Origin of the sequence: Agaribacterium sp. ZY112, assembly GCF_041346925.1 — a bacterium.
GTDB lineage: Bacteria > Pseudomonadota > Gammaproteobacteria > Pseudomonadales > Cellvibrionaceae > Agaribacterium.
In genome coordinates this window covers 3442480-3468094 of record NZ_CP166840.1, presented here as the reverse complement: position 1 = coordinate 3468094, position 25615 = coordinate 3442480, and the positions used below count along the sequence as shown (strand labels likewise).

Here is a 25615-nt window from a genome sequence, read left to right as displayed (position 1 = left end):
AATGAAGATGCGTTTAGCTGCTAAGCCAGCCCGAGGGATTAAGCAGACTACACAAAGTATGTTGTGGGGTGTGGCTGCGGGGCGTTGTGAATTTAGTGGTTGTAACAAGGTGCTCTGGCGTAATGAGGCGACGAACATTGAGGCAAACATAGCCCAGAAAGCGCATATATGGTCTTTTAGTGATGATGGGCCAAGAGGAAATGAGGGGATAGATGCTTCTCAGATAAATAGTATTGATAACTTGATGCTGGTTTGTCACGGCTGTCATACGTTAATCGATAACGACAAAAAAGGTGATGTGTTTTCAGTTGATACTTTGATGACGATGAAGAAGTCACACGAGCAGAGGGTTGAGCTTGTAACATCAATAGATGAGTGCAAACAGTCACAAGTGGTATTGTTCGGCGCAAATATCGGTGAGCATGGTACGGCGCTAAACTTTAATGACGCAGCCTTAGCGATGATGCCTGATCACTACCCCTCAAGTAAAACCCCCATCGAATTAAGCCTTAAGAATAGTCAGTTTTCGGACGACGAAGAAAACTATTGGTTAATCGAATCGCAGAGCTTAGAAAAGAGTTTCGGCAGTTTAGTACGACCAGAGTTGCAGTCAGGGCGATGTAAGCATTTGTCAGTTTTTGCACTAGCGCCTCAACCACTGCTAATCAAGTTCGGTAGCCTTTTGACTGATATTCCTGACGTTAAATTGTTTCAGAGGCACCGCGAACCCCAAACATGGAAATGGAAGCCCAGTGCCAGCCCATTGATTCTTGATGTTATTCCTCCTAGCGATGAATCTAAAACGGTAGCGCTTAATATTTCTCTGAGCGCATCAATTTCAAATGATCGAATTTATAACGTGTTGGGGCGCAAAGTTTCTATTTGGTGTTTGACAGTGGCGGTTCCAAATAGAGATTTGATTTGCACCGAAAGTCACCTTAAGGATCTGCGCGAGAGGCTGAGGTTATTACTTGATGAGATCAAGAAAAAGCACGGCAATGATTGCGTTTTACATGTATTCCCCGCGATGCCTGTTACCGCAGCAATTGAATTGGGGCGAGTCCATATGCCCAAGTCTGACATAAGAATGCAGATTTATGATCAAAACTGGAAAACAAACGGGTTTGTTAAGACCCTAAATATTAGTTAGGAGTTGAACATGCCCTTTGATGTAAATGATTCAAATCGATACCTAGAGCGGTTGGCTGAAGAGCTAGACATATCGCCTAGTAAGTATAAGCAATCCGTAGAGCGCTATAAGGCTGTTGGAACGTGGTTAGACGGTGGCGATTATGGCGGCGGGATTACGCTAACAATCTATGTTCAAGGGTCGTTTAGATTGGGGACTGTTGTTAGGCCTTACCGAAACCAAAAGGAGCAAGACTATGATATTGATCTTGTATCCGAATTTTCGATTCTTAAAAGTGAAACCAGCCCGGAATATATTAAGTCGATTGTCGGTGATCGTTTAAAAGCGAATGAAACGTATCGAGGGATGCTAGATGATGAAGGTAAGCGGTGTTGGACGCTGCTCTATGCCGAGCAAGATGGTGTAGGGTTCCACTTAGATGTTCTTCCTGCTGCCCTAGAATCTCAGAATACAAGCTGTATAGCGATCACGAATAAATGTGAAGATGAGTACTCATGGTTCTCTAGTAACCCAAAGGGTTATGCAGATTGGTTTGCAGAGAGAAATAAAGTTGCGTTTAACACCGTTTATTTGCGACAAAAAAGAGCTATCGCATTAAATTTTCGTGATTCGTATGCGAGTATCGAAGATGTGCCCGATTTGCTCGTTAGAACACCGTTGCAGCGAGTGGTTCAAATCCTTAAGCGCCATCGCGATATTCGATTTAGTGAGGCAAAAAATGAAGGTGCAGCGCCAATATCTATGATCATTACAACGCTGTCGGCACACTTATATAACAATGAAGAGGATGTTTTAAGTGCGTTGACCAATATAGTATCAGGATTAAATTCGCATAATGTTTTGTTGCGAGGCGAGACTCTTGCAAACTCAGATTTGTCTGAACAAGGCTTAATAAAACGGCTGAGTGACGGCACTTGGTATATCGGCAATCCCACTAACCCTGACGAAAACTTTGCTGATCGCTGGCATGAAGATGACAATGCGAGAGCTAAAGAATTTTTCCGATGGGTGTCTTGGTTACAAGAAGATTTCGTAGATTCTAGGCAGGGTGATGGCGTTGCGTTTAAGCGAAATATGGGGCGAACATTTGGTGCCGGTAGTGTTGATAGATTATGGCCAAGAACGCCTAAAGTAGTTAAGCCAAAGCCTAGAACTGTTAAATTAGATCAAGCACCAAAGCCTTGGAAGAAAAACTAGTTTGTTAGATGACGATATTGCTACCTTGCTGAGTGAGTATGAAGGGCTAGAGGAAATTAAACGATCGCCATTTGGTGTGACGCTTGCAGGAATGCTTTCGTTTGATGCTGCGCCCGACTCACACGAGCTGATAAGTGATTGCTTTGAAATAGAAGTATTTATCCCAAGTGAGTATCCAGAAAAAATGCCATTGGTGTGGGATGCTGGCGCTCGTATACGTGGTGATTTCGAACATATTAATAGCGATGGCAGTTTTTGTTTGGCTGTACCCGTTGAAGAGCGAATCATCTTTGATCAAAGTCCCTCGTTACTTGGTTTTATAGATAATCTTGTTGTCCCATTTTTATACGGTTACTCTTACTGGGAAAAAAACGCCGAGATGCCTTTTGATGAAAGGAGTCACGGCGCTAAGGGGCTCTTGGAGTATTATTTGGATCTTTATTCGTCTAGCGATAAGGTGGCTGTGCTAAAAGGTGTTTATGGCTTGGTGAAAGTGGGTTATAAGCCGCATGAGAAATGCCCATGCGGCAGTGGTAGGAAGGTATTGCGATGTCATAAGGAGCAGTCGAAGGCGATTGCTAAATCTCAATACAAGGAAAAAATAGCGGCAGAAATGTACCTTATTCTCGACGACCTGACTAAGCGATCTTATTGAGTTGGTCGAGTAGCTTGTGATGCCCTTTAAATAGGTTTCTCCATTCGCTTAATGTTTTTACCCTTGGGTCAAAATGCTTAGTGTCTTCTAGCGCTGATAGAAGCGCTTGCTTTGTTTCTTCGCTAGTTGTGGTGCTCAACAGTCCTCGCCGGTACGACCTTTCGATATGTGATCGACCCCAAACAAAACTGTTCAAATTGACCAAATGGAAGTCGAAGTTATTAAATGTCTTAAAAGCGTCTCGGGAAAAATCGCGGGTTGTTGTCATTTTGGGTTTGATAACGGATCGAATTTTGGTGTTTTTGTCATGCTTATTTAGTCCCTCAACAATATATGCAGAGTAGTTATGTTTGGGGTGTTTTAAGGAATGGGGGCAGAAGTCACTTTCGCTTTGAGGGTAATAGTCTTGGCCCAACTTTAAGAGTAACGTTTCCGGGAATATCAAGCCCGAAAAGGATGACTCTATCGTAACTCCGTAAAGCGTAGGTGTTTTTAGCCACTGAGTATGATTGTGTTTCATAACGCTGAGCAACAGCTCCATAGCATGTTGTATTGATTTACTGCTCGTATAGGGAGTAGTGAAAGTTGCTTTGAGGTTTGGCTTGTTTGTTGAGGTGTTAATGCTCAAGTCAATCTGATATTTACCGTCAGCGTAGTTCTTAATTGCTAAAAAACGACGGCTTGATATTTTTCTTAATACTCGTCGGTTAGCGCGATGTGTTTCTAGCAGGTGGTTTTGTATTTCTTTGAGGTGTGTGGGATTGATTTGATATTTATATGATTGGCTGTGAAGCTTTTGGTTGGAAGGGCGCATAAGTAATCTCCAAGGTTGTTTAATTTTCTTGGAGTAAATTAGTATTTAGATTTGATCTAATATCTTTCTATCGATATCCGATTCGTCTACTTGGAATCCGTGATAAACCTCTCTGTCGGTATGAGTTTTTTTGAAACGATATATTTTATTACTACTTTTGTGTCGTGCTATATAGTCATTATTTTTGTCTTGGATACCTGTTAGTAGTAAATGTTGTGCTTGCTCCTCGTTTAGAGGCATTGGAGCAACTGGTACACCTCGATCTTTGTCAATATATGCTTCTTTTCGATGTTTTGGGTTTGCCTCGTGGCGGGGAAGTAGTTCAACCAATCGGTCGGTGTTGTTAATGTTTTTAATTTTTCTGCTATTTTTCTGATGCTGAAGAATAAGGTCTTTCTCTGAAAATACGGGCTCAAAATGAAAACTCAGCAAGTTTTCAGCGGACGTTGCGAGGTCGCTATGGACGTCACCTTGCTCACACTTATCTACGCTCGTAGTGGCCGTAGTTACTTTAACCTCAGCGCCGTCCTCGTAGCTGAGTTTCTTTGCGCTTTGTCGAGTAACCGAATACCAGCGTGTAGCTAAATCTCTCAGTTTTCCATTTTTACTAAACCTAGAGATGGTGGTGGTTGATTGTTCGCCTGGAATTAGTTCATTTGTCTCGACTCTTTCATCGAGGTAGATCTGAATACGACGAGCTTGAATTGCTGGCGACATATAGCTAATAGACTCAAGCAAGGATCTGACTAAATCTGCCGCTTCTTTAGTGGTGGAGCATTGCCCTTTGACTGAAAGCGGATTTATATATATGTTCAAGAACCGTTCCTTTTTATTCACTCTCTTATAGTTTGGATAAATCGCTTTCAATTTGATCGAAAAAACCATCGGGCCACTGATCCATATAACCATCTTCGTCACAGTTTATCGACGTGACTCTAGCTGTTGTTCCATCGATAGGTTTATTGAAAAAATGGGTTTTTAGTTGAGTATGTGGCAAGTATCCCTTCGCAATCGCTAATCTAATCCCATTAACTACATGATCACTGTGTGTTTCGATAAATATTTGTTTGCCGAATGAAGCCATAATCGCCAGAAATACTCCGATTCGGGACTGACTGAATGGGTGCAGGTGAGCTTCAGGATTTTCTACAATCATAATGGAGTCTTTTGCTAGCATTAAGGCACCAGTGATGATTGGTAACGTATAGGTTAAGCCAAAACCAATATGGGTCGCTCTTACCGCAGTTCTTGTTTTCTCTGTGTCGCGAATAAACTTTAAAGTTGAACTGTCTGTATCGTTTTGCTTTTGGACAAGAAAACATGCCCCTGGAATAACCCATTTGAGGGCGCTGTTAGTCATTAAATCTAATCGGCCGCCGGAGTCTTTTAATTCTTGTTCAAGGTCTAAACCCTCAAGATCTTTTGCCGCCTCTATCAGCTTTGTAGCTACTTCCGTCCAGTCGGGCGCGATGTAAACATTACTTTCCGCATCTGCAAGTAAAGCTGCGGTATATTCGCCATGCTTACCCAGCTTTCCCGCTAATATTTTTTCTGTCGGCGGAAGGCCGTACGTGACTTTGGGCGAGGCACGTTCAGCATTTAAGTAGATGAACTGATCGCCAAGAAGAGGGGTTAAGTTTTGATTTTCTAGCGTTAGGTCATCAGATGGTGTATCTCTATCGAACACTCGGGCTTGAGTTGCGTCTTCTTTATCTCTGTTGTGCTTAAAGCGTATTTTGGATGAATTTATAGATATATCAATTGTGTGTTTGGAATCGGGGTGCAGCACGTCAGTGGCTAGGCCTCCTTCATAGAGAGGCCCACTTAATTTGAGGTTGTCAATTGATTGGCCTTGGCTTGATTGACGCAGCAGTAATAGTGTTTGCAAAAAGCTGGACTTTCCTGAAGCGTTTGCTCCAACGAAGATGTTTAGATTATCTACGTTCAAAGGGGTGTTTTTTAGGCACTTATAACCACTTACGCAAATTTTATTGATCACTGAGTACACTCTTTAAGTAGCTTTTTTATTTCTCCAAATCGTTTTTCGACTGCCCTATAGCTGGATGTGCTAGAGCTAATTGATTTTACAAAGTCGTAATCTATATTGAGTAGGAGACGAAACGATTTTTTTATTTTTTCCTTATTGTTAACTAAACTGTTGACATCATAATCTTGCACGGATACGGTCCATACTTCAAATAAAGCTTTGTTGATAGGGCCTCTTCGGCCGCCTTCTTCAGAATACTTTCGAAATGCATACTTTCCAAAAATTGCCCAAACTTTTTGAATTGATTCAATAAACGTATTTTCAATTTTTTTGAGATCGTTATTGTTCATAGAGTTCATTTCCTCCATCGCATGAATGAGAAAGGCATCCATTTCGCCGTGATACTTGTATACGTCGACTCCTAGCATGGAAAAAGATAGTGCTCTGAGTATTAATTCTCGATCTGCCATTCTGAGGTTAGGAATTGAGCCACATGTAGTTTTTTCAAACTCTCGTCGTTTAGACAGTGTTTGAAGCAGTTTGGTGGAGTTGCCCTGATTTAGAGCGTGGCGAACTTCTTGTGGGGTTAGTTGTAACCCTCCAGTATTTACTCTGGAAAATATCGTGTACTTTGCGAGTGTAGGCGTACCGGGCATCAAATTGTAAAATATTAAATTGGTATCATCTTCAATCAGAACTTGATAATTCTGGGGTAGGTCGTCAAATTTCATACCATCTAGGTCTGGTAGAAACTCTAAGTCTCTAAGCGCAAAGTTTTGCTTGGTACAAAACGCATCCAGTGTAGATAAGCGCTGCAATCCGTCTACGACGGTCCAGTTAACTTGGTCTGTAGCATCTAAATAGAACGCAGGGAGTGGAATTCGTATCAGCATGGATTCAATGAGTCTGCTTTTTTTAGTCTCGTCCCATACAAACGCTCTTTGGAACTCTGGGTTAAGGTTGATCTCTCCTTTTTTGATCTTCCTCAGGGCTTGAAAGACGCTCAGAGTTTTAGATTCCATTTTTAGCTTGCTAACCTCATAAGGGTGAGTAAGCGTGGAGTTTGGTGATTGCTCTAAATCGTGTTCAAAAATCAGATTGCTTTCAGGTTCTATCGATTGGCTTTCGCTTATTTCATGTAGCCATTCCTGCCCCTCTTTTGTTATGCGGTAATGGTTATTAACAGAATCGATGAATGGGGATTTAGCAATTTCATGACAAATTGCTTTTACAAGGGCGTCATCATCGAACTCGTTAGTAGCCCAGATTTTGAAACGATTGGAGGATGCAAGTGGGTTGGTTTTGATAAATCCCAAGGCCCTATATAAGTAACCTTCTTCTATGACGGAGGGAGTTGCGCTTGATTCCAAAGTTTTATTCTCTTTTTTAGTTGATGCCATAGTGATAAGTGATTATACGGCTTTTCGTTGCAATTTTCCTCTGGTTATGTATGTGACTTTCATTTTAGGTAAGTATATTGAAGGATATAGTCGAGACGGAGGCCCAAGGATTTCAAACGGATGAATATATTGAGTTGATATTGTACTTGGCACTATTGGAATGCGTAGAAGGTGGCTATAGCGGGAGTTTTACTGCGTTTCTAGGTGTCGAGAATCGACTTCTACAAGGTGACGATGGTTTGAGCACTTTCGGGTGAGACCACTTAAGACACTGATTTAGCCCCCTAAATCGCTCAGAATCGACCTGTTAGAACCAGTTGTACAACCAGTCAAAGCATGTGTTCAACGCTAGTGAGGGGCTTTTGAGAGCTTATTGCTCGGTTTTCTAAGAGGGGCTTTCAAGGCTAGCCATATCGTATAAAAACAGGCTTTTAGTGGTATAGCCTGCGGTATAGCTTCCAGATATGATGGGCGTAAGAAGTCAGTAAAATCAGTGCCTACAGAGCGATTAAATACTGTTGCATCATGGGAGTGTGTTTAGCGTTTTTACTAGAGTCAGTCATCGGTCGCGGTGCTGTTAATTGAAGTTGTAGGGGCGAGTTTTAAGGCGCGCGAAGCATAGCACTATCGACGATAAGGCTCTAGATTGTTGCAGCGAGGGAGTGGGTCTTTTTATGAGTCTGAGGTGTCTAATTACAGCGTTGTGTTTAGCATCGGGGTGCGTCTAGCTTTGGTCTTATTGGGCTTTTTCTAGCGCTTCATAGCGACTATTTAGTTTTTCTTGAACTCCTTTGGCATCGTTCATTAGTTTGTGAATGGTTTCTGGGTTGTACGGATTAGCGATAGGGGCCGTTTGCGCTTGTGGGCTTGCAGGTGTTTCTTCTTTAACGGCTACTTCAACGCTCTGAATAATATTCTGCTGTGGGTCTACTTCTAACACAGTCGCCTCTACGTTTTCAGTCGGCGCTTCAGAGCTGTAGTGAGTTGTTCCATCTTTATCAATCCACTTATAAGCTTTTTGTTTGCTCATCTTGGGCAAGCTCTTTGTGCTCGGTAGTTCAAACTCGCTAGAATTCAGAACGTTTGTGATTAATTCACTGTTAAAAGGGCTTTTTCCTGTCTTTATATAAAGTATGTAGTTGGATATGCCTATAGTAATCAGCAGCATGACGACAACTTTAAAAATAAGCCCTTTCATCTTTTATTCCTTGTATTGTTAGTCTCTATTTTAGAGGAACTAATAATAAAGATCTTGTTTTTATCGCTCATTGATTTTCTGTTTTGCATTGCCTATCGTGCTGCTCATGAATGAACGTATATCTGAGTTAAGTAAAAAATTAGGTGCAGCCCTAGACAGGGATGCTAGGTGTATTACCGCTGCTGAGTCATGTACGGGTGGATTAATTGCCGCAGCCATAACAGAGGTTGCGGGTAGTTCTAGCTGGTTTGAGCAGGGCTTTGTTACATACAGTAATCAGGCTAAGCAGGCGATGTTGCAAGTTTCTGCTGTTGAAATAAGTCATTCTGGTGCGGTTAGTGAACCTGTCGTTAGGGCCATGTTGTCTGGAGCCATTAAAGTCAGTGGTGCGGACCTAGGTGTGGCAGTTAGTGGTATTGCAGGACCAGGTGGTGGTACTGAAGCAAAGCCGGTAGGAACGGTTTGGTTGGCATGGGGCAGTGAGCTAGAGCTATATAGTAAGTGCTTTCTATTTAAAGGTGATAGGGCCTCCGTCAGAGAGCAGGCTTGTGAAATGGCTCTGGGCTTATGCTTAGAATATCTGCAAGCACACAGTAAAAGTACTGTATAAAATACTAGTACATGGTTGCATGTACAGTGTTTTTGTCTTAAGCTGTATATAAATCGAAAACGAGCTTCAAAAAGGTATAGAACAAATGGATGGCAATAAAGAAAAAGCTTTAGCTGCGGCCTTAGCCCAAATCGATAGGCAGTTTGGTAAAGGTACCGTCATGCGTCTAGGCGACAAGGAAAGTGTTGCGATTCCAAGCATTTCAACTGGCTCATTAGGTTTGGATGTTGCTCTTGGAATAGGTGGTTTACCTAAAGGACGGATTGTTGAAATCTATGGCCCTGAATCTTCCGGTAAAACGACCCTAACCTTACAAGTTATTGCTGAGGCTCAAAAGGCTGGCGGTACCTGTGCTTTTGTTGATGCTGAGCATGCGCTCGACCCAATTTATGCTGCAAAACTCGGTGTTAACGTAGAAGATCTTATTATTTCTCAACCGGATACCGGTGAGCAGGCTTTAGAAGTAGCCGATATGTTGGTTCGATCTGGTGCGGTAGATGTATTGGTAGTCGACTCTGTCGCAGCCTTGACGCCTAAAGCCGAAATTGAAGGTGAAATGGGTGATCACCATGTTGGTTTGCATTCTTGCGCGTTACCCCTTGCAGCTTAAAACTATCATATAGCGAAAGCTAAATGACTTCTAGTAGAATTATATAGTATTCATTAGTGATTTATTGAATGCAATGAGAAGAGACAGAATATTATGGACGCGAATAAAGAAAAAGCACTGGCAGCAGCACTGGCTCAAATTGATCGTCAGTTTGGTAAAGGCGCGGTGATGAAACTGGGCGATAACACCGGTATGCAAGTTGAGACTGTTAGTACGGGTAGTCTTGGTTTGGATATTGCTCTGGGAGCTGGTGGTCTGCCTTACGGTCGAATTTGTGAAATATATGGTCCAGAATCATCCGGTAAAACTACATTAACATTATCTGTTATTGCGCAAGCTCAGAGGGAGGGTAAAACGTGTGCGTTTGTCGATGCTGAGCATGCGTTGGATCCTGTGTACGCAGAAAAACTAGGGCTTGACGTTGATAATCTCATAGTATCTCAGCCTGATACTGGTGAGCAGGCAATGGAAATCGTTGACATGTTGACGCGTTCAGGAGCGGTAGATGTAATAGTTGTGGATTCGGTTGCGGCCTTGGTTCCTAAGGCTGAGATTGAAGGTGAGATGGGAGATTCTCATATGGGGCTCCAGGCTCGTCTCCTTAGTCAGGGTATGAGGAAGCTTACCGGTAATGTTAAACAAAATAATGTACTCTTGGTTTTTATTAACCAAATTCGTATGAAGATTGGGGTAATGTTTGGAAATCCAGAAACCACTACAGGAGGTAATGCACTTAAGTTTTATTCATCTGTTCGCTTGGATATTCGTCGTATTGGCTCGGTGAAAGAAGGTGATGAGGTAGTAGGTAATGAGACTCGGGTAAAAGTGGTTAAGAATAAAGTTGCCCCTCCTTTTAAGCAGACCGAGTTTCAAATTCTGTATGGGAAAGGTATTTACCATATGGGAGAGGTTATTGATCTGGGTGTTAAGCAAGGATTCATTGATAAAGCTGGAGCTTGGTATTCATACAATGGAGATAAAATTGGTCAAGGTAAAGCGAATGCAGCTAAATTCCTAGAAGATAACCCAGATATTGCATCTGAAGTTGAAAAACGTATTCGCGAAAAACTATTGTCTTTCGCCACTCCTGAAGCGAATGAAAAATCTGACGAAACGCTAGCTCCTGTTAAGTAATGTAAGCTAGAAATGGATGGGTTAGAAAATAAGCAGCTAATGAGGGAGATTCGGTTAGCTGCTATGACTTTATTGGCGCGGCGAGAGCAAGCGTATAAAGAGCTAGTTGTTAAACTGTTAAAAAAGTTTGATGACCTCGTTCAAATCGAACAGCAGCTTGATTACTTGGTGAGTGAAGGTCTGCAAAGTGATCAGCGCTTTGTTGAGATGTATATCCAGTCGAAGGTGGTCAAGTTGCAAGGTCCAATGCGCATTAGAAATGAATTGTTATCTAAAGGCGTATCAGATAATTTAGTTGATGACGGACTCAGGGAAGCCGATGTTGATTGGTTTGATGTTGCAAGGCGGCTTGTGGCGAGGAAGTACGGCGAACATTCAGTATCCGACATAGGTGCAAAAGAAAAAGCTAAGCGTATAAGGTTCTTGCAATATAGAGGGTTTTCAATGGATGAAATTGTAGCTGTGCTCAATAATTCTGATTAGTGGATTGAGTTTTATTGTAAGCAGCTTAGGAGTATAGTCTGGTAACTTTTCTCTTGAATCTTATGAATGTGCCTCGTGTTTCCTAGCTTGCCAAAATTTTCAGTGATAGCTGAACCAGATAAGTGGAATTTATTATAGAAACTGATGCATATATTGATCTGTAATGGGTTCTTTAAAGATGCTCAAAAACAATTGTTGATATAGCTGACTTCCTGTAGTTCCGTCTACAAAACTTCTTAATAGAAGCTCCTCTTGATGAATAACCTTGAAGATAGTTTAGCGCCCTTTGAGACACTGCCTTCAAAATATCTGATGGATCGTCTGAGGCCGATAAGAGTCTTAATTCATGGTTTTCCATGCTTTGACATGCGCGCCAAAGGAGCATAAGTGTCTCTCTAGGTTCGCATTCGGCCATAATTGCGAGAATTTCTTCTGGGGGCTCCAAATTTATCGCGTCGTATAGATTGCTAAAGCTGTCCATCTTGTCAAAAATAAACTCAATACTTTCGTGAACTTGAATGGTTTCTTTAAGATTGTCTAAACGTTCCTTGTCGTTAGAATCTAAAAACTCTTTTAATGTATTGAGCATTTCCCGAAACCTCTGATTAGAGTTTTCGTTTAACAAGGTAACGCTCTTTAAGGTGGTCAGGTTGGTACCGTTAAGGACTTTAACCTTTCTATTATCTTTCGTATGTATCAATATTGCCCCGCACTCAATCAAACTGTTGAGCATAGAAATTTTGAGAGATTGAGTGGGCGCTATTCTCTTTTTTAAAACATCTTGGGCGCTAAATGTGGTTTTATCTATAGGTAATTCAGAATAAAGCGCCACCAGGTAAAGTAACTGGGTGAATTGAAGTTCCATTGGATATAAGTTGTACGCTAGTGGGTGATATATGACGTGGTAATATAACACTCACAAGGTGATATTTCCTCCTTTTAAGGAGGTTTCATGGACTCTCGCTTAAGAGCTTTGGGCGCAAATATCCGAAAAATTCGTGAAGATAGTGGTGTATCCCAAGAGTTACTGGCCAACTCATCCGGTATCGAGCGTTCTCATATGGGGAAAATCGAGCGAGGCACGATGAATTTAACAGTAAATACCTTGTTTAAAATCGCCGATACACTAGGGGTGAGTGTGGTCGACGTATTGTATGGGGTTTGATCTAGATTCTCTTATTTTTACTGTTGATAGCTTAATATCCAACCTGGCTCAAATTTTTTATAGTATTCCGTCTTGCTGGGTAAATATGGTTCTGTTGGATGATTAATAGATAATTGATTTTCTGTACAAGATAGCAATAAAAATTTAACCGTGGTTAAAAAAGATAATAGTAAGAATAAGTAAAGCTTCGAAGAAGCTCTTTGGGGTAGCACAAAGAAATTACGCGCCGCAGTCGAGTCGAGCGAATACAAGCATGTTGTATTGAGCTTAATCTACCTTAAATTAATTTCCGATAAATTCAAACTTTCACATTAGAAATTGATTCCTGAAGGCATGGGGGCCTATACCAAAATGCAGGAGCTCTACACCAAAGGTAGCGTGTTCTACCTGCCAGAAGGTGCTTGGTGGAATACGTTGCTTATCTACGCCAAGCAATATGATATTGCCCTGCGTATCGATACCGCACAATATGCTGTAGAAAATAACAACAAATCCTTGGCTGGTACGCTGCCAGATAGCTATTGTTCTCGAGTAGGGTCGGAAGTAAACATTTTCAAGATGGGAGAAAGGTTACGCTCAATATGGCTGCGTTTGTTTTCTCGGATGGCTCTCCCTGTGCTGTCTACTAATTCCAAATCATTAAAGGGGGCGGAGGGATTGTTTATTAGCCAATCACCTATAATGGAGTGATTGGTGCTGCGCCTGCACATAAGGTTGGCTTACTGAATGATTTCCAGTAAAGACCGGATTTGGTCTACCGATGTTGGTTTGTTTCGGACAAGGTGCTTGGCTTTAAATCCAAACTCAATGGGTCCTTTGTAGTCAGCTTCATAGGTATCACCAATAAAAAGTGTCTTATTTCGACAGATGCCTGATTGGTCTTCAATCCATTGATAGATTCCGAACTCTGGTTTTATAAGTCCGACTTCGTAGCTTAGGAAAATAAGCGCATTTAAGTTGGGAAGTAATACATTCAACGCTTTTCCGTAGGGTTGTGCTAAGTTGGAGCAGATGGCAATCTTTTTTCCTTGATCTTGAAGTGCGGTAAGCGTCTCAGAGACATCATCGAAAAGAGATAGTCCCTCAAGCTCGAGCCCTACAAGTTGACTAAATTCATTTAACTGTTCCTTACTTGGTAATATATCTAGCGCAGCAAAGATGTCTTCAATACGACCACCGGTAGTCATCAAGATGCGAGCATCGTCTGCACGAGGTTTTCGGCCACCGTCTTTTGCTGCTCGAAGAATTTGGTCAAAGGGATGGTGCCGGACACTGTATTGAAAAAGGGTGCCAAATAAGTCGAAGACAACGAGTTCAATTTGATCATTCATGTAGCTATTCTACGGCATGAAGTGATACTCAACTAGAGGTATGCTTCGGTCGAGCGATTTTGGCGTCTTGGAGAAGGCTCTCGTAAAACCTTGAGATCGGGGTCATAAAACTACTTAGGTTGAGGTCGTAAAACTAGAGAGCGAGCTTAAAACCGTCTCTTCGATAAAAAACATCAATGGCACTTAGCCGAAACTATCAACCATACTCTCCGGAATACTTCGCGACCGGGCCAAGATTTAGCAATATTGAGGTCCGTGGTCGTTCATACCGCGCAATTCAAAACTTTTGAGCCACTTGAAGAACTTTGAACAAAGCATAAATAAGATCAGCGTCATCATTTACCGAGAGCTTCATGACACCTTCCTTAACGGCGCTATACACGTTTTCTTTTCGATCTAATCGCGAATTTTCTGAATTTCCAGCAGTTTCTTCCTGTATGAATTTCATACACTCCAGGAGGGTTTCTGCTTTTGGCCTTACAGCCCCACTTGCATAGCGTGAAACCAAGCTTGGATCTTTATTTAACCTATCGGCAAGACCTTTTTTCCCCTGCCCAAGCGCAGCAATGGCTTGATTAACAATTTTCGCGCTCTCTTCATGATGTACCGGACTCAATTATCCAACCTCAAAAATGCATTTTATGCATTCTATTATTGCACAGGATGCACTATAATGGGAATATTAGAATTTTCGCGTGCCAACCTTAAAACTGTTTGAGTTTAGTGAGGAAGGGACATTTTCGTTGGAGACCTACAATGGCTCGTTCAGACTTAGTGGTGAACCTAGTAAAAACCGGCATGAGCGGGGACTTACCCCTGTTTGTGAAAACGGCAGAAGCTATTGCTGAGGAAGCGCGCAGCCGTAACCACTACCACTTTGCCGACAAGCTCGTTTCGCTGATTAATGAAACCAAAAGTGAAGCGAAACAGCCAAGCAACAGCAACTCCAGCCTTCAAAATGCATTTTATGAGGTTTATACAGAAAAAACGCTTGCCGACCTCATCGTGCCTGATCACGTATTTAAGGCTTGCAATGAACTTATTGAAGAACACCAGCGAAGAGACCTACTGCGATCCTACAACTTAGAACCGCGCCACCGCATTCTCCTTTCTGGCCCTCCTGGTAACGGGAAAACGACGTTGGCCGAAGCCATTGCGAATCAGATGATGCTTCCCCTTTTTATTGTGAAATACGAAGGGATCATCAGCCGCTACCTTGGAGAAACATCAAGCCAGCTAGACAAACTGTTTGATCACGTGAAGTCTCGCCGATGCATACTGTTTTTTGATGAATTTGACGCAATCAGCAAAGAGAGAGGCGATGAAAACGATAACGGCGAAATCAAGCGCGTTGTTAACAGCCTTTTAAAGCAAATCGATAATCTACCAAGTCATGTCATTGTAATCGGCGCTACAAATCATGAGTCCATGCTAGACAAAGCGATGTGGCGACGTTTTCAAATTCAACTTACCCTTCCTCAACCTACTCGCGCCATGGCCATTCGCTGGTTTGAGGCATTTGTTGAGCGAGTTGGGCACCCTTTCGGATACGCTGCATCAACGCTTGCAGATAAATTGAAGGGGCTTAGTTTCGCAGAACTTCAAGAATTCGCGCTAGATGTGCAGCGCCAATACGTATTAGGACTACCTGAAAGCGAGAAGAGAATAAAAAACATTACGAAAGAACGACTTGAATTCTGGCAACACCGCATGCATGTTAAGGATTAATATCCAACAAAAAATTCACCCTTAGGGAATCTTCTGCCTATGGAACTGCGGCCTCACCTTACCTTCGCCCCACCCAAATCAGTATCCGAATTAGACCCCTTAAGTGGGCGCCCGCCGCGATTCAATACCCCCTCTGGCACCGATCAATTCCGCCTTTTCAAACCCAAAATCCAGCAACTACAAACTCATTTCGCCGAGCATATCTCCCTGTGCGAGAGCATTGAGGGCTTAAGCCCAGAAAAAGTTCTGGTTCTTGAGCTCGCAGGCAGCGTCAAGGACTTCGCCAATGCGCTCAGTAAAGTTCAGGGGTTTGAATATATGACCCACTGGCTAACCGAGGACCATGCCGATGAGGAGAAGATTTACGTCGGCAGGGAAAACGCCAGAAAGCCCGTCGAATGTGAAATTTACCTCACGATGAGCAACCAGGAGGGCTTAAAGCAATTGCTTACGCACTGGCAAAAAGCCACGGGGCCCGACGCAATGGATCGCGGCCTAGCACCTCTACGCCATGCACTAAAGCAACTCAACAATGTCCGGTTTTGGGATACTGAAGACAGAATCAAAAAAACCGGTATCCTCGAAGATTGGCAATACCGTATTGAAGATACCGAATCGTACGGTTCGGAAACAGTCCCATTTGAAATCGAACTATGGTTTCGTCCAACCAAAGCCGCACGACATCACGCAGAACAGAGCCTTAAAACACTAATTGAAACTCAAGGGGGAAAAATAACCAGCGCATTTGTCCATACAGGCATCGCCTATCACGCGCTACGAGGTGAATTACCGATTGAACGAGTTAAAAGTGTGATCGAAAAAGGGGCTGTCCACCTTCAGCTAATGCGATGCGACGACGTCATGTTTTTCAGACCTCTGGGCCAATGCGGCTTCTCGCTTCCTGATGATGGAAGTGAGTATTTAGTCGAAGAAACATCACCAGGCGCGGAACCCTTAGCTTCCAATTCTCCTGTTGTAGCGCTATTTGACGGTCTCCCTCTGGAAAACCATGCTTCGATAGCTGGAAGAATTATTATCGAAGATCTTGACGACTATTCCGAACTATATCAAACACCAGGGGAGCAGCTTCACGGAACAGCCATGGCATCACTAATTATTCATGGCGATAAAAATGCCCAAGAGCGACCTCTCGACTCCCCCCTTTATGCACTACCCATACTTGCTCCCGGAAACCCTGGCTTGGATGGGAAACGCCTAGAATGCATCCCCGAGGGAGTATTACCGTTAGACTTGATACATCGCGCAGTGAAACGCCTGTTTGAAGGAGACGGTGACTCACCACCGACAGCACCCGATGTAAAAGCAATCAACTTATCGGTTTGCGACCCTAGACAACTTTTTGATAGAAATATGAGCCCATGGGCCCGAATGTTAGATTGGTTGTCACATCGCTATAACGTTCTTTTCATCGTAAGCGCAGGGAATCACTCCGACGATATCGACCTAGAAACCAACCATGAAGATTTTCAGGCGCTAGATCCTTCAGAAAGGGAGAAAGTGATAGTTGAAGCCCTCGATAAAAACCGTTGGTCACGCAGACTTATGTCGCCAGCGGAATCAGTTAACGCCTTAACGGTGAAAGCTGCACACCATGACCACAGCGAAGACAACAGTATTCCAAACATTATCGACCCCTTCAGTACGAATGGGATGTTTTCACCAATAAACCCAATCTCATTAGGCAAGGCAAATAGCATTAAGCCGGAGATAATGGCATCCGGTGGTCGGGTCACCTACCGAAATACCTCTTACCACGACAAAGACCCGATGACCTTGAGTGTCATAAATACACCAAAATCATTTGGCCCAGGGCACAAAGTTGCCACCCCAGGAAACAACCCTGGAGACATCAACGGGTATGCCTTTAGCTATGGCACCAGTAATGCGGCAGCACTCACCACCAGACGCATTGCCATGCTGCATGAAACAATTAACTCAATGAGAGAATTTCAAGAGGATGATGCACTAAACCACGCTCCAGAAGCACTGATACTAAAAGCACTCGTCACACATGGTGCGGAGCTATCGAATGACGCCCAAGAGGTTTGCGAAAACGCCCTTAAAACGGTTAAAAACAGCCGCACGTACAAGGGGAATGAAAGCCAATTATTCGGTTACGGGCAGATAAACGAACAACGAATTCACGCCTGCACAACCAACCAAGCAACACTTATACATACAGGAAAAGTAAAACTCGATGACGCCGACATCTACAGTTTCCCTCTACCTGAATGCCTCTCTGCGGTAGAAGAAGGTAGAAGAATGATTATCACCCTGGCGTGGTTCTCCCCCATAAATCCAATGCATAGCGAATACCGACAAGCCCAGCTTTGGGTTTCCGACCCCAAGCAATCCAGCCCTCTCGATTTTGATACTCGTGATTATTATCACCACCATCAAAAGAAAGGGACGGTTTATCATGATGTGATTCGAGGCGATAAGGCGAGCCCCTTTTTGTCTGGTGATGAGATTCAGCTCAAAGTTAACTGCAAAGCGCGAGCAGGAGGAAAAAAATTGGTTATTCCGTATGCCTTGGTAGTCACGCTAGATTCAAGCAATATCGAGCTGCCCATTTATGAAGAAGTTAAATCGATCCTTGAACAACATGTAGAGCAAAAGGCTACGGAGAAAATTTCTCTATAATAATTCGAATACGAAACGCTACCAACGGTAAAGGAGTCATCGTGAACACCTACCCAAAGAGAGTTGCCAACAACATCCTCCCGCTATCTATAGCCGGAAACTTGCCCGAAGCGTTTCAGGAGTGGTATTTCACCGACAACATGGAAGACCATTTGATAGCAAAGGAAGACTGTGAGCTTTGCGATCAGGAAAAGCTACGCTACCACTTTGAAATCGAAAACAGGAATACACGAAAGCGCCTCTGGGTCGGATCCAGCTGCATCGTAAAATTCCAGGTCCAGGTATTCGATGACGCGGGTAAAGTGCTTGATAAAAAAGGCGCAGAGAAAAAGCTAAATGAGCTACAAAGAAAAATGTGCTATGAGTCTTGTATCAACGCACTTAAAAAACTTGCTCAAGCGGAATCTAACGAGATATTAAGCAACGCATTGAATTACTATCTTAAAAATAAATATTTAACACCCAAGTTTGCTTTCGTCGTTTTTTGGCGATTACAAAAAAATAATATCGACCATAGCCCTTCATTCTTCAAAGTCACACTCAATCGCAGAAAATACAAGGATGACTTGAAAGAAATGGATACTTTTAAAGTGCACAAATTCTGGAAAGCGTTATCGAGTGGCCAAAAGAAAACTGCGGAACGATTAGGCCATAGCGCACCTATCGAATAGGCGTCGACAAATCGACCATGTGATAATCAATCATCAACTCCCGGCGCTTTCAGAGTTTTTATTATTCCGCACTGATTAACTGTAAGGCTTTTTGTACAATCCTCTCGCAGTCGTCTTAGCTGACCATGCAAATGTTGAAGATCAGCAATTCTCGCTTCCACTAGCTGAATATGCTTATCGACAATTTGGTTAACCTCATCGCACGCAGTATCGGGCTCAAGACTGAGCGTTAACAGCTGTTTCACTTCGTCCAGAGAAAGATCTAAGTTCCGGCAACGCTTAATAAATATCAGCCTCTCTTCAGCTTGTTGGTCATACAATCGAAAATTACCCTCAGAGCGCGAAGGAGCCGAGATGAGCCCCTCTTTTTCGTAATATCGGATTGTTTGGACAGAACAACCACTTGATTTAGCTAATTCACCAATTTTCACTATCACACCCTTGACTCTATAGTGGCTATAGAGTCTATACTGTGCCCATTGACTAAAACAAGTGCTTTGAAATCCTGTGAAACTACGCGCCTTTACATATCTACTACTCCTACTGATGACGTTACAGTCAGCGGCAGGCTTGGCAGATATGCACACGGAGCATCAATCGGGGTTAGGGCACCTGACTTTTGAAGATCATCATCACACAGAGACAGAAGATAAGCACTTCGTGGACGCTAATCATCAATCCGAAATCGGTGAGCGTGATTGCCACCATTGTTGTCATTGCCACGGCCATTCTACGACAGCCATAGTTATCACGATTGACCGCATATTCATGGCGAAAAGTTCTTCTCTAATTCCAGATTATTCTGATAAAACCATTCCAGACACTTTCGAAACCTTCCTACGCCCTCCAATTGCCTAAGTCCTAAGCACTGTTTTTTACCCCCATTAGCGGAAACACGACTTAACTCAGGACTTTTCCATGAGATATACACTATTTTTTAGGTGCAAACGCACCTGCGTGCTGCTTGCGTTTTTACTCAGCAGTACAACACCTGTCGTTGCAGCAGAAAACACTGGCACCACGCTGACCTTAAAAAAAGCGCTGGCCTCGACGCTTGCTCAAAACCCTCAACTTTACCAATACCGCTTCTCAACAGAAGTGTTGAATGCTCAAAAGCAAAGCAGTGCCTTGCGACCGGCGCTAGCACTTGAGCTTGAGGTCGAAAATTTCGCCGGTTCAGGCAGTAACCAAGGCCTTGATGCAGCGGAAACCACGCTGGCGTTGTCTTCAGCGATCGAGCTGGGCAGAAAACGCCAGGCACGCCTTTCTTATGCGGATGCCCGTATAAACCAGATGGAGTGGGAACAGCAAGCCGCGACCCTCGACGTGCTCGGAGCATTAACCGAGATATACATCGAAGGGCTGGCGACGCAGGCCAATATTCAACTAGCCGAAGAATCTTTGGCCTTATCTCAATCACTGCTTAAGACAGTGAAAACACGGTCTGCACGAGGCGCCACACCGGAAGCGGAAGTGATGCGAGCCCAAGCGGCGCTCACTCGCGCAGAGATCCGACTCGCTGCATTACAAGAACATTTTAAACGACAAAAAGTGCAGCTCGTAAGATTCTGGGGAGAAACCACCGCAAAATTTGCCACGCTGGAAGGCAATCTTTATAACTTTGGGGCTACCAACAGTTTTGATCAGCTGTACGCACGCGTCCAAACATCGCCCGCCATTCGGGTACTGGCCAGTGAAGCGCGCATCCGGGATGCGCAAGTCACACTGGCCCGCGCAAATGGCCGTAGTGATTTAAGCTGGCGAGTTGGCGTAAAACGTTTTGAAGAAACGGGTGAATCGGCATTCACCGCCGGGCTTTCCATTCCACTATTTTCCGGTAAACGCAGCAACGGCGAAGTAAAGGCTGCACTTGCTAACCGTAACGCTGTGGATTACGCCCAAAAAGATCGACTATTGCAACTGCATGCGCGGCTTTTTGAGGCCTGGTCACTTCGAAAGCAAAGTATCACTGCGGCAAATCTTACCCAAAAGGTTGCCATCCCCGCATTGGAGAAAGCGCTAAGACTGACGACTGAAGGTTTTGAGAACGGGCGTTATCGCTACCTCGATTTAATCGCCGCCCAGGAAGAATTGCTCGCCAGCAAACAGGCGCTCATCGATGCCGCTACAACCGCCCTCGTGAGTCAGGCCTTGATTGAAAAGCTGACCAGCGAAGCACTCAACCCATAATTTAATAACCTTTTTGTTCAGGTTTGATCAAATCAGACCTTAGGAATCTATGACTATGAAAACCGTATTCATCATATTAATGACCGCTTTTGTTTTTACCTTAAATGCCACAGCTCTCGCAGCAGAGGGCCATGGCCATAAACATGAAAAAACCGAAAAACATAACGAACATCATGCTGAAGGCGATCACGTAGAACACGATGGGCATGAAAAGTCCAAAAAACATAAAGCACATCAGTCAAAAGGTGATCAAGTGAAACACGACGATCATGTGGACCACGAAGAAAATGCCGATAAAAATCATGACGATCACGCGCACGACCATTCACAAGACAAATCTAAAGGAGACAAATAATGAAGCGCTCAACAACATTGTTTCCCTACAGAAAACCCAAAAATCAAAAAACTTTTTTAACTGTGTTCTTCGCCCAAGTTTTGCTATTCAGTATCTTACCTTTAAATGCTTGGTCTGAGGATGACCATGACCACAAGCATGAAGCCACGGAACAACATGCATCGCATCATGAAGACGGTGATCATGATGAGCACGAAGGCCATGTTGATCACGACCAAGAAGGGCATGACCTGAAACATGAAGCCACGGAACAGCACGCATCGCATCATGAAGATGGTGATCATGATGAACACGAAGGCCATGGTGAAAAAGATACACATGGACACGACGAGGAAAATACGAGCCGCATCGAAAATGGGATGGCCAAACAGGTAGGTATTGTCACGGCCACCGCAGGCTCGCAAGAGCTTCACCAAACCATCACTGTCTTCGGCTCGATTGTTTCCGCACCTGAACAGCTGAGTCATGTGCGTGCGCGTTTTGAGGGTATGGTTAAGTCAGTCAAAGTCACGCTTGGCGATCGTGTAGAAACTGGCGATGTATTGGCTGAAATTGAATCCAACGAAAGCCTGAAAACCTATGCAATCCGCTCGCCCATTGCCGGGAGGATCGTTCAGCGTCATGCCAATATCGGCGAAGTGACAAAAGACCAGGTTCTGTTTTCCATCGCCAACTTCGACACCGTTTGGGCGGAACTGCGTGTTTATCCCGCGCAGCAGTCTTCGGTCACAGAAGGTCAAGCGGTTCACTTACTAGCAAGCAATACCAGCGTGGAATCCACGGTGGACCATATTGTACCGTCAATGGAATCCCCTTATCTGGTGGCGCGCGTCAAGTTGGCCAATGGTAAACAGGCTTTATCTCCGGGCTTAATGATCGAAGCACGCGTGGAAACCGGCCGCTTTTCGGTTCCTTTGACGGTAGTAAAAGATGCGGTGCAAACCCTGGGGGGGCGCCAGGGTGTGTTCGTTAAGGCGGGGGATGAATACCGCTTTACGCCACTTGTACTGGGTAAAAGTGATGATCATTTCTATGAAGTTATCGATGGGCTTGAAGTGAACAGTCAATATGTCAGTGAAAATAGCTATTTGATAAAAGCTGATATCGAAAAATCCGAAGCAGAACACGAACACTAATCGAGGCGCGCTATGATTGATTCAATTTTACGCCTCGCTATTGAGCGGCGTTTACTGGTTTTATGTTTTATTTTTCTCATCGTCGGTGTCGGTGTGTGGAGTTATCAAAAACTCCCCATCGATGCCGTTCCTGATATCACTAACGTCCAGGTACAAATTAATACGGCAGCACCGGGTTACTCACCACTGGAATCGGAGCAACGTATTACCTATCCAGTGGAAACCGCGTTAGCTGGCTTACCCAATCTTTCTTATACACGCTCGCTTTCACGCTACGGCTTGTCGCAAGTGACCGTGGTGTTTGAAGAAGGTACCGACATTTACTTTGCGCGCAACTTGATAAACGCCAGACTTGGCGCAATAAAAAGTGTCCTCCCGCCAGGGCTTGAGCCTGAGATGGGGCCTATCTCCACCGGCTTGGGTGAGATCTTTATGTACACGGTGCAAGCCGAACCCAACGCAAAAATGGCCAATGGCGAACCCTATACCGCGACGGCATTACGGGAAATCCAAGACTGGATTATCAAACCGCAGCTTGCGCAGGTGAAAGGTGTTATTGAGGTCAACAGTATTGGCGGGTACAACAAGCAATACCACGTGATGCCAGATCCCGCAAAGTTGCTCGTTTATAAGGTCAGTGTCGAAGATGTCGTACACGCACTACAAACCAACAATGACAATCGCGGGGCGGGGTACATTGAACGTAACGGTCAACAACTACTGGTACGCTCACCTGGCCAGCTCGGTTCGATCGAAGACATCGGTAATGTCATTATCACCGAACATGACACCGTGCCCATTAAAATTAAAGACGTGGCCGATATCGGTATTGGTAAGGAATTACGCACCGGTGCCGCAACACGAGACGGCGTAGAAACTGTTTTGGGCACCGCGATGATGTTGATCGGTGCTAATTCGCGGACCGTTGCTCAAGACGTGGCGAGCAAGCTCGATGATATACAAGCGTTCTTACCTGCAGGGGTGATCGCCGAGGCTGTATACGACCGTACTGCATTGGTCGATAAGGCAATTGCCACCGTTTCCAAAAACCTGATGGAAGGGGCACTTCTGGTCATCGTTGTGCTGTTTTTGCTATTAGGAAACTTTCGCGCGGCCTTGATCACGGCCGCTGTGATTCCCCTTGCGATGTTGATGACCATTACCGGTATGGTGAAAGCGGGGGTATCGGCGAATTTAATGAGTCTTGGCGCATTGGATTTTGGTTTGATCGTCGACGGTGCGGTGATTATTGTCGAAAACTGTGTTCGCCGCTTGGCCGAGTATCAACATAAAAACGGTCAACAAGATTTACGTGAACGATTAAGCACCGTTTTTGATGCAACCTCAGAAGTCATTCGACCCAGCTTGTTTGGTGTGGCCATTATTACCATCGTTTACATTCCAATATTCAGTCTCACCGGGGTTGAAGGCAAAATGTTTCACCCTATGGCTGCAACCGTGGTCATGGCATTGCTTTCGGCCATGGTACTTTCGCTCACAATAGTTCCAGCTGCCGTTGCCGTGTTTATGAATGGCAAGATCAGTGAAAAAGAAAGCATTGTCATCACCAAGGCTAAATTGGCCTACCGCCCGTTACTTAAACTTGCGCTTAAATTCCGCTGGGCTGTGGTGAGTTTTGCCACCTGCTTAGTGGTGTTTTGTTTGTGGTTGGCTTCAACCATGGGATCTGAATTTATTCCGCAACTGAACGAAGGCGACATCGCTCTTCACGCTATGCGTATCCCCGGTACAGGGCTTGAGCAAGCGGTGGAAATGCAGGAAATCCTTGAAAAAAGAATTAAATCCTTTCCAGAAGTCGATAAAGTTTTTGCGCGTATCGGAACCGCTGAAGTGGCGACCGACCCCATGCCACCTAATGTAGCCGATAACTTTGTAATTTTAAAACCACGAAGTGAGTGGCCCGACACCTCCAAGACCAAGGATGAACTTGTGGAAGAAATTGAGCGTGCACTGGAAAAGTTACCCGGTAATAACTACGAGTTTACCCAACCGATTCAGATGCGTTTTAACGAATTAATTTCGGGCGTGCGCGCGGATTTGGGCATCAAGATATTTGGTGATGACCTGGATCAACTGGTACTGACGGCAAACGATGTGCTTAAGGTTGTGAATGGCATTGATGGAGCGGCGGATTCGCGCGTCGAGCAAGTCACCGGCTTGCCGACTCTCTCTGTGATACCCAACCGCACTGCCTTAGGCCGCTACGGATTAAATGTGGCTGAATTGCAAAACTGGGTCTCCGCAGCCATTGGCGGAGAATTGGCAGGCATTATCTATGAGGGCGATAGACGTTTTGAGCTCATTGTACGCTTGCCAGAGACCACACGCCGAGATATTGATCGATTGAAGTTTCTGCCTGTCCCGCTTAAAAACGGCGATTATGTTCCGCTGGAAGAAATCGCAACTTTGGATATCTCGCCAGCTCCGGCACAAATTAGTCGCGAGAACGGCAAGCGCCGGATCGTGGTCACAGCAAATGTACGTGGTAGAGATCTGGGCAGTTTTGTCAAAGAAGTCCAAGAGGCTATTCGAGAAAAAGCGGACATACCTCCGGGGTATTGGCTGGATTACGGTGGCACTTTCGAGCAATTGGAGTCTGCAAGTCAGCGATTGTCCATCGTCGTTCCGCTTACACTTCTGGTGATCCTCGGCATATTGGTGATGGCATTTTCATCATTCAAAGATGCATTGATTATTTTTAGCGGCGTGCCATTGGCCCTCACCGGCGGCGTGTTGTCTTTGTACTTACGCGAAATGCCGCTATCCATTTCAGCGGGTATTGGTTTTATCGCGCTTTCCGGTGTGGCAGTACTAAATGGTTTGGTGATGCTCGCGTTTATTCGCCAACTTTGGCAAGAGACAGGGGAATTAACGACATCCATTATCGAGGGCGCAATGACTCGTCTTCGACCGGTATTGATGACAGCCTTGGTCGCCAGCCTAGGTTTTGTGCCCATGGCGTTGAACATTGGTACGGGCGCAGAAGTTCAGCGACCACTCGCCACCGTCGTGATCGGCGGGATCGTCTCATCAACAATTCTAACGTTATTTGTGCTGCCGATTTTATATCAGTGGGTACATAGAAAAGAGAACTAAATCATAAGGAGGAGCCCCTC

At 44.3% G+C, this 25615-nt stretch carries 24 protein-coding genes and 2 pseudogenes; 17 read left to right on the top strand and 9 right to left on the bottom strand.

Annotated features, from left to right (window positions below; translation table 11 throughout):
- Position 1 precedes the first annotated feature (1 nt).
- Genes AB1S55_RS15080 through AB1S55_RS15070 form a run of 3 tightly spaced genes read left to right on the top strand, consistent with a single transcriptional unit; the run spans position 2 to position 3002 of the window.
- Positions 2-1150 (top strand): SAVED domain-containing protein, encoded by a 1149-nt coding sequence (locus tag AB1S55_RS15080; RefSeq protein WP_370979007.1) that lies wholly within the window; start codon positions 2-4, stop codon positions 1148-1150.
- Positions 1151-1159: 9 nt separating this feature from the next.
- A complete protein-coding gene (locus tag AB1S55_RS15075; RefSeq protein ID WP_370979006.1) occupies positions 1160-2347 on the top strand; it encodes a nucleotidyltransferase in 1188 nt (395 codons plus the stop codon).
- A gap of 1 nt (position 2348) precedes the next feature.
- A complete protein-coding gene (locus AB1S55_RS15070) occupies positions 2349-3002 on the top strand; it encodes a hypothetical protein (RefSeq protein WP_370979005.1) in 654 nt (217 codons plus the stop codon).
- On the opposite strand, the gene AB1S55_RS15065 is transcribed toward AB1S55_RS15070, so the two are convergent.
- The 5 genes from AB1S55_RS15065 to AB1S55_RS15045 all read right to left on the bottom strand — a co-directional run bounded on the left by AB1S55_RS15065 (position 2986) and on the right by AB1S55_RS15045 (position 8401).
- Positions 2986-3816 carry a hypothetical protein gene (locus AB1S55_RS15065; RefSeq protein ID WP_370979004.1) on the bottom strand — a complete coding sequence of 277 codons (831 nt, stop codon included), beginning with the start codon at positions 3814-3816 and terminating at the stop codon, positions 2986-2988. The two genes, AB1S55_RS15070 and AB1S55_RS15065, sit on opposite strands and share 17 nt — an antisense overlap.
- A 45-nt stretch (positions 3817-3861) precedes the next feature.
- Complete coding sequence (locus tag AB1S55_RS15060; RefSeq protein ID WP_370979003.1) at positions 3862-4632, bottom strand: hypothetical protein; 771 nt, start codon at positions 4630-4632, stop codon at positions 3862-3864.
- Between the two features lie 25 nt (positions 4633-4657).
- The gene (locus tag AB1S55_RS15055) at positions 4658-5815 is read right to left on the bottom strand and encodes a DUF3696 domain-containing protein (protein ID WP_370979002.1); all 1158 of its coding nucleotides are present in this window, start codon (positions 5813-5815) and stop codon (positions 4658-4660) included.
- Complete coding sequence (locus AB1S55_RS15050; protein WP_370979001.1) at positions 5812-7203, bottom strand: DUF262 domain-containing protein; 1392 nt, start codon at positions 7201-7203, stop codon at positions 5812-5814. The genes AB1S55_RS15055 and AB1S55_RS15050 overlap by 4 nt, the downstream gene beginning before the upstream one ends.
- Before the next feature lie 736 nt (positions 7204-7939).
- On the bottom strand, positions 7940-8401 hold the full coding sequence (locus AB1S55_RS15045; protein WP_370979000.1) for a DUF4124 domain-containing protein: 462 nt from the start codon (positions 8399-8401) through the stop codon (positions 7940-7942).
- 106 nt (positions 8402-8507) lie between these two features.
- Here AB1S55_RS15045 and AB1S55_RS15040 point away from each other — a divergent pair, with 106 nt between their 5' ends.
- The 4 genes and pseudogenes from AB1S55_RS15040 (at position 8508) to AB1S55_RS15025 (ending at position 11238) form a co-directional block, all read left to right on the top strand.
- Entirely contained in the window at positions 8508-9011 is a 504-nt protein-coding gene (locus AB1S55_RS15040) for a CinA family protein (RefSeq protein ID WP_370978999.1), read from the top strand.
- An 85-nt stretch (positions 9012-9096) separates the two neighbouring features.
- A pseudogene (locus tag AB1S55_RS15035) lies at positions 9097-9597 on the top strand (ATPase domain-containing protein); the annotation flags it as partial.
- A gap of 117 nt (positions 9598-9714) precedes the next feature.
- Positions 9715-10755, top strand: a complete 1041-nt coding sequence (gene recA / locus AB1S55_RS15030; RefSeq protein WP_370978998.1) for a recombinase RecA — start codon at positions 9715-9717, stop codon at positions 10753-10755.
- A 12-nt stretch (positions 10756-10767) separates the two neighbouring features.
- A complete protein-coding gene (locus AB1S55_RS15025; RefSeq protein ID WP_370978997.1) occupies positions 10768-11238 on the top strand; it encodes a regulatory protein RecX in 471 nt (156 codons plus the stop codon).
- Positions 11239-11410: 172 nt separating this feature from the next.
- Here the strand turns inward: AB1S55_RS15025 and AB1S55_RS15020 are convergent, their stop codons facing one another.
- Positions 11411-12103, bottom strand: coding sequence for a hypothetical protein (locus AB1S55_RS15020; protein WP_370978996.1), 693 nt, complete (start codon positions 12101-12103; stop codon positions 11411-11413).
- A gap of 87 nt (positions 12104-12190) precedes the next feature.
- On the opposite strand from AB1S55_RS15020, the gene AB1S55_RS15015 reads away from it, so the two are divergent.
- From AB1S55_RS15015 to AB1S55_RS15005, 3 genes and pseudogenes are all read left to right on the top strand, one after another.
- Positions 12191-12403, top strand: coding sequence for a helix-turn-helix domain-containing protein (locus AB1S55_RS15015; RefSeq protein ID WP_370978995.1), 213 nt, complete (start codon positions 12191-12193; stop codon positions 12401-12403).
- A gap of 201 nt (positions 12404-12604) precedes the next feature.
- Positions 12605-12718, top strand: a pseudogene (locus AB1S55_RS15010) (type I restriction-modification system subunit M N-terminal domain-containing protein); the annotation flags it as partial.
- A 3-nt stretch (positions 12719-12721) separates the two neighbouring features.
- Complete coding sequence (locus AB1S55_RS15005; RefSeq protein ID WP_370978994.1) at positions 12722-13093, top strand: hypothetical protein; 372 nt, start codon at positions 12722-12724, stop codon at positions 13091-13093.
- Positions 13094-13122: 29 nt separating this feature from the next.
- Here AB1S55_RS15005 and AB1S55_RS15000 read toward each other — a convergent pair whose 3' ends face one another.
- Positions 13123-13734, bottom strand: coding sequence for an HAD family hydrolase (locus AB1S55_RS15000; RefSeq protein ID WP_370978993.1), 612 nt, complete (start codon positions 13732-13734; stop codon positions 13123-13125).
- A gap of 277 nt (positions 13735-14011) precedes the next feature.
- Entirely contained in the window at positions 14012-14350 is a 339-nt protein-coding gene (locus tag AB1S55_RS14995) for a hypothetical protein (RefSeq protein WP_370978992.1), read from the bottom strand.
- 140 nt (positions 14351-14490) lie between these two features.
- Between AB1S55_RS14995 and AB1S55_RS14990 the strand changes: the two genes are divergently transcribed.
- From AB1S55_RS14990 to AB1S55_RS14980, 3 genes are read left to right on the top strand one after another with little or no spacing between them, the layout of a single operon-like run.
- Complete coding sequence (locus AB1S55_RS14990; protein WP_370978991.1) at positions 14491-15462, top strand: AAA family ATPase; 972 nt, start codon at positions 14491-14493, stop codon at positions 15460-15462.
- Between the two features lie 39 nt (positions 15463-15501).
- Positions 15502-18126: a S8 family peptidase gene (locus AB1S55_RS14985; RefSeq protein WP_370978990.1), complete on the top strand. Its 2625-nt coding sequence runs from the start codon at positions 15502-15504 to the stop codon at positions 18124-18126.
- Positions 18127-18167: 41 nt separating this feature from the next.
- Positions 18168-18797, top strand: coding sequence for a hypothetical protein (locus AB1S55_RS14980; protein ID WP_370978989.1), 630 nt, complete (start codon positions 18168-18170; stop codon positions 18795-18797).
- Between the two features lie 26 nt (positions 18798-18823).
- On the opposite strand, the gene cadR is transcribed toward AB1S55_RS14980, so the two are convergent.
- Positions 18824-19228, bottom strand: a complete 405-nt coding sequence (gene cadR / locus AB1S55_RS14975) for a Cd(II)/Pb(II)-responsive transcriptional regulator (protein WP_370978988.1) — start codon at positions 19226-19228, stop codon at positions 18824-18826.
- Between the two features lie 487 nt (positions 19229-19715).
- Between cadR and AB1S55_RS14970 the strand changes: the two genes are divergently transcribed.
- From AB1S55_RS14970 to AB1S55_RS14955, 4 genes are read left to right on the top strand one after another with little or no spacing between them, the layout of a single operon-like run.
- A complete protein-coding gene (locus tag AB1S55_RS14970; RefSeq protein WP_370978987.1) occupies positions 19716-20987 on the top strand; it encodes a TolC family protein in 1272 nt (423 codons plus the stop codon).
- 55 nt (positions 20988-21042) lie between these two features.
- Complete coding sequence (locus AB1S55_RS14965) at positions 21043-21342, top strand: hypothetical protein (RefSeq protein ID WP_370978986.1); 300 nt, start codon at positions 21043-21045, stop codon at positions 21340-21342.
- On the top strand, positions 21342-22478 hold the full coding sequence (locus tag AB1S55_RS14960) for an efflux RND transporter periplasmic adaptor subunit (RefSeq protein ID WP_370978985.1): 1137 nt from the start codon (positions 21342-21344) through the stop codon (positions 22476-22478). Before AB1S55_RS14965 ends, AB1S55_RS14960 begins: the two co-directional genes overlap by 1 nt.
- 12 nt (positions 22479-22490) lie before the next feature.
- Entirely contained in the window at positions 22491-25595 is a 3105-nt protein-coding gene (locus AB1S55_RS14955) for an efflux RND transporter permease subunit (protein ID WP_370978984.1), read from the top strand.
- Positions 25596-25615: the final 20 nt, after the last annotated feature.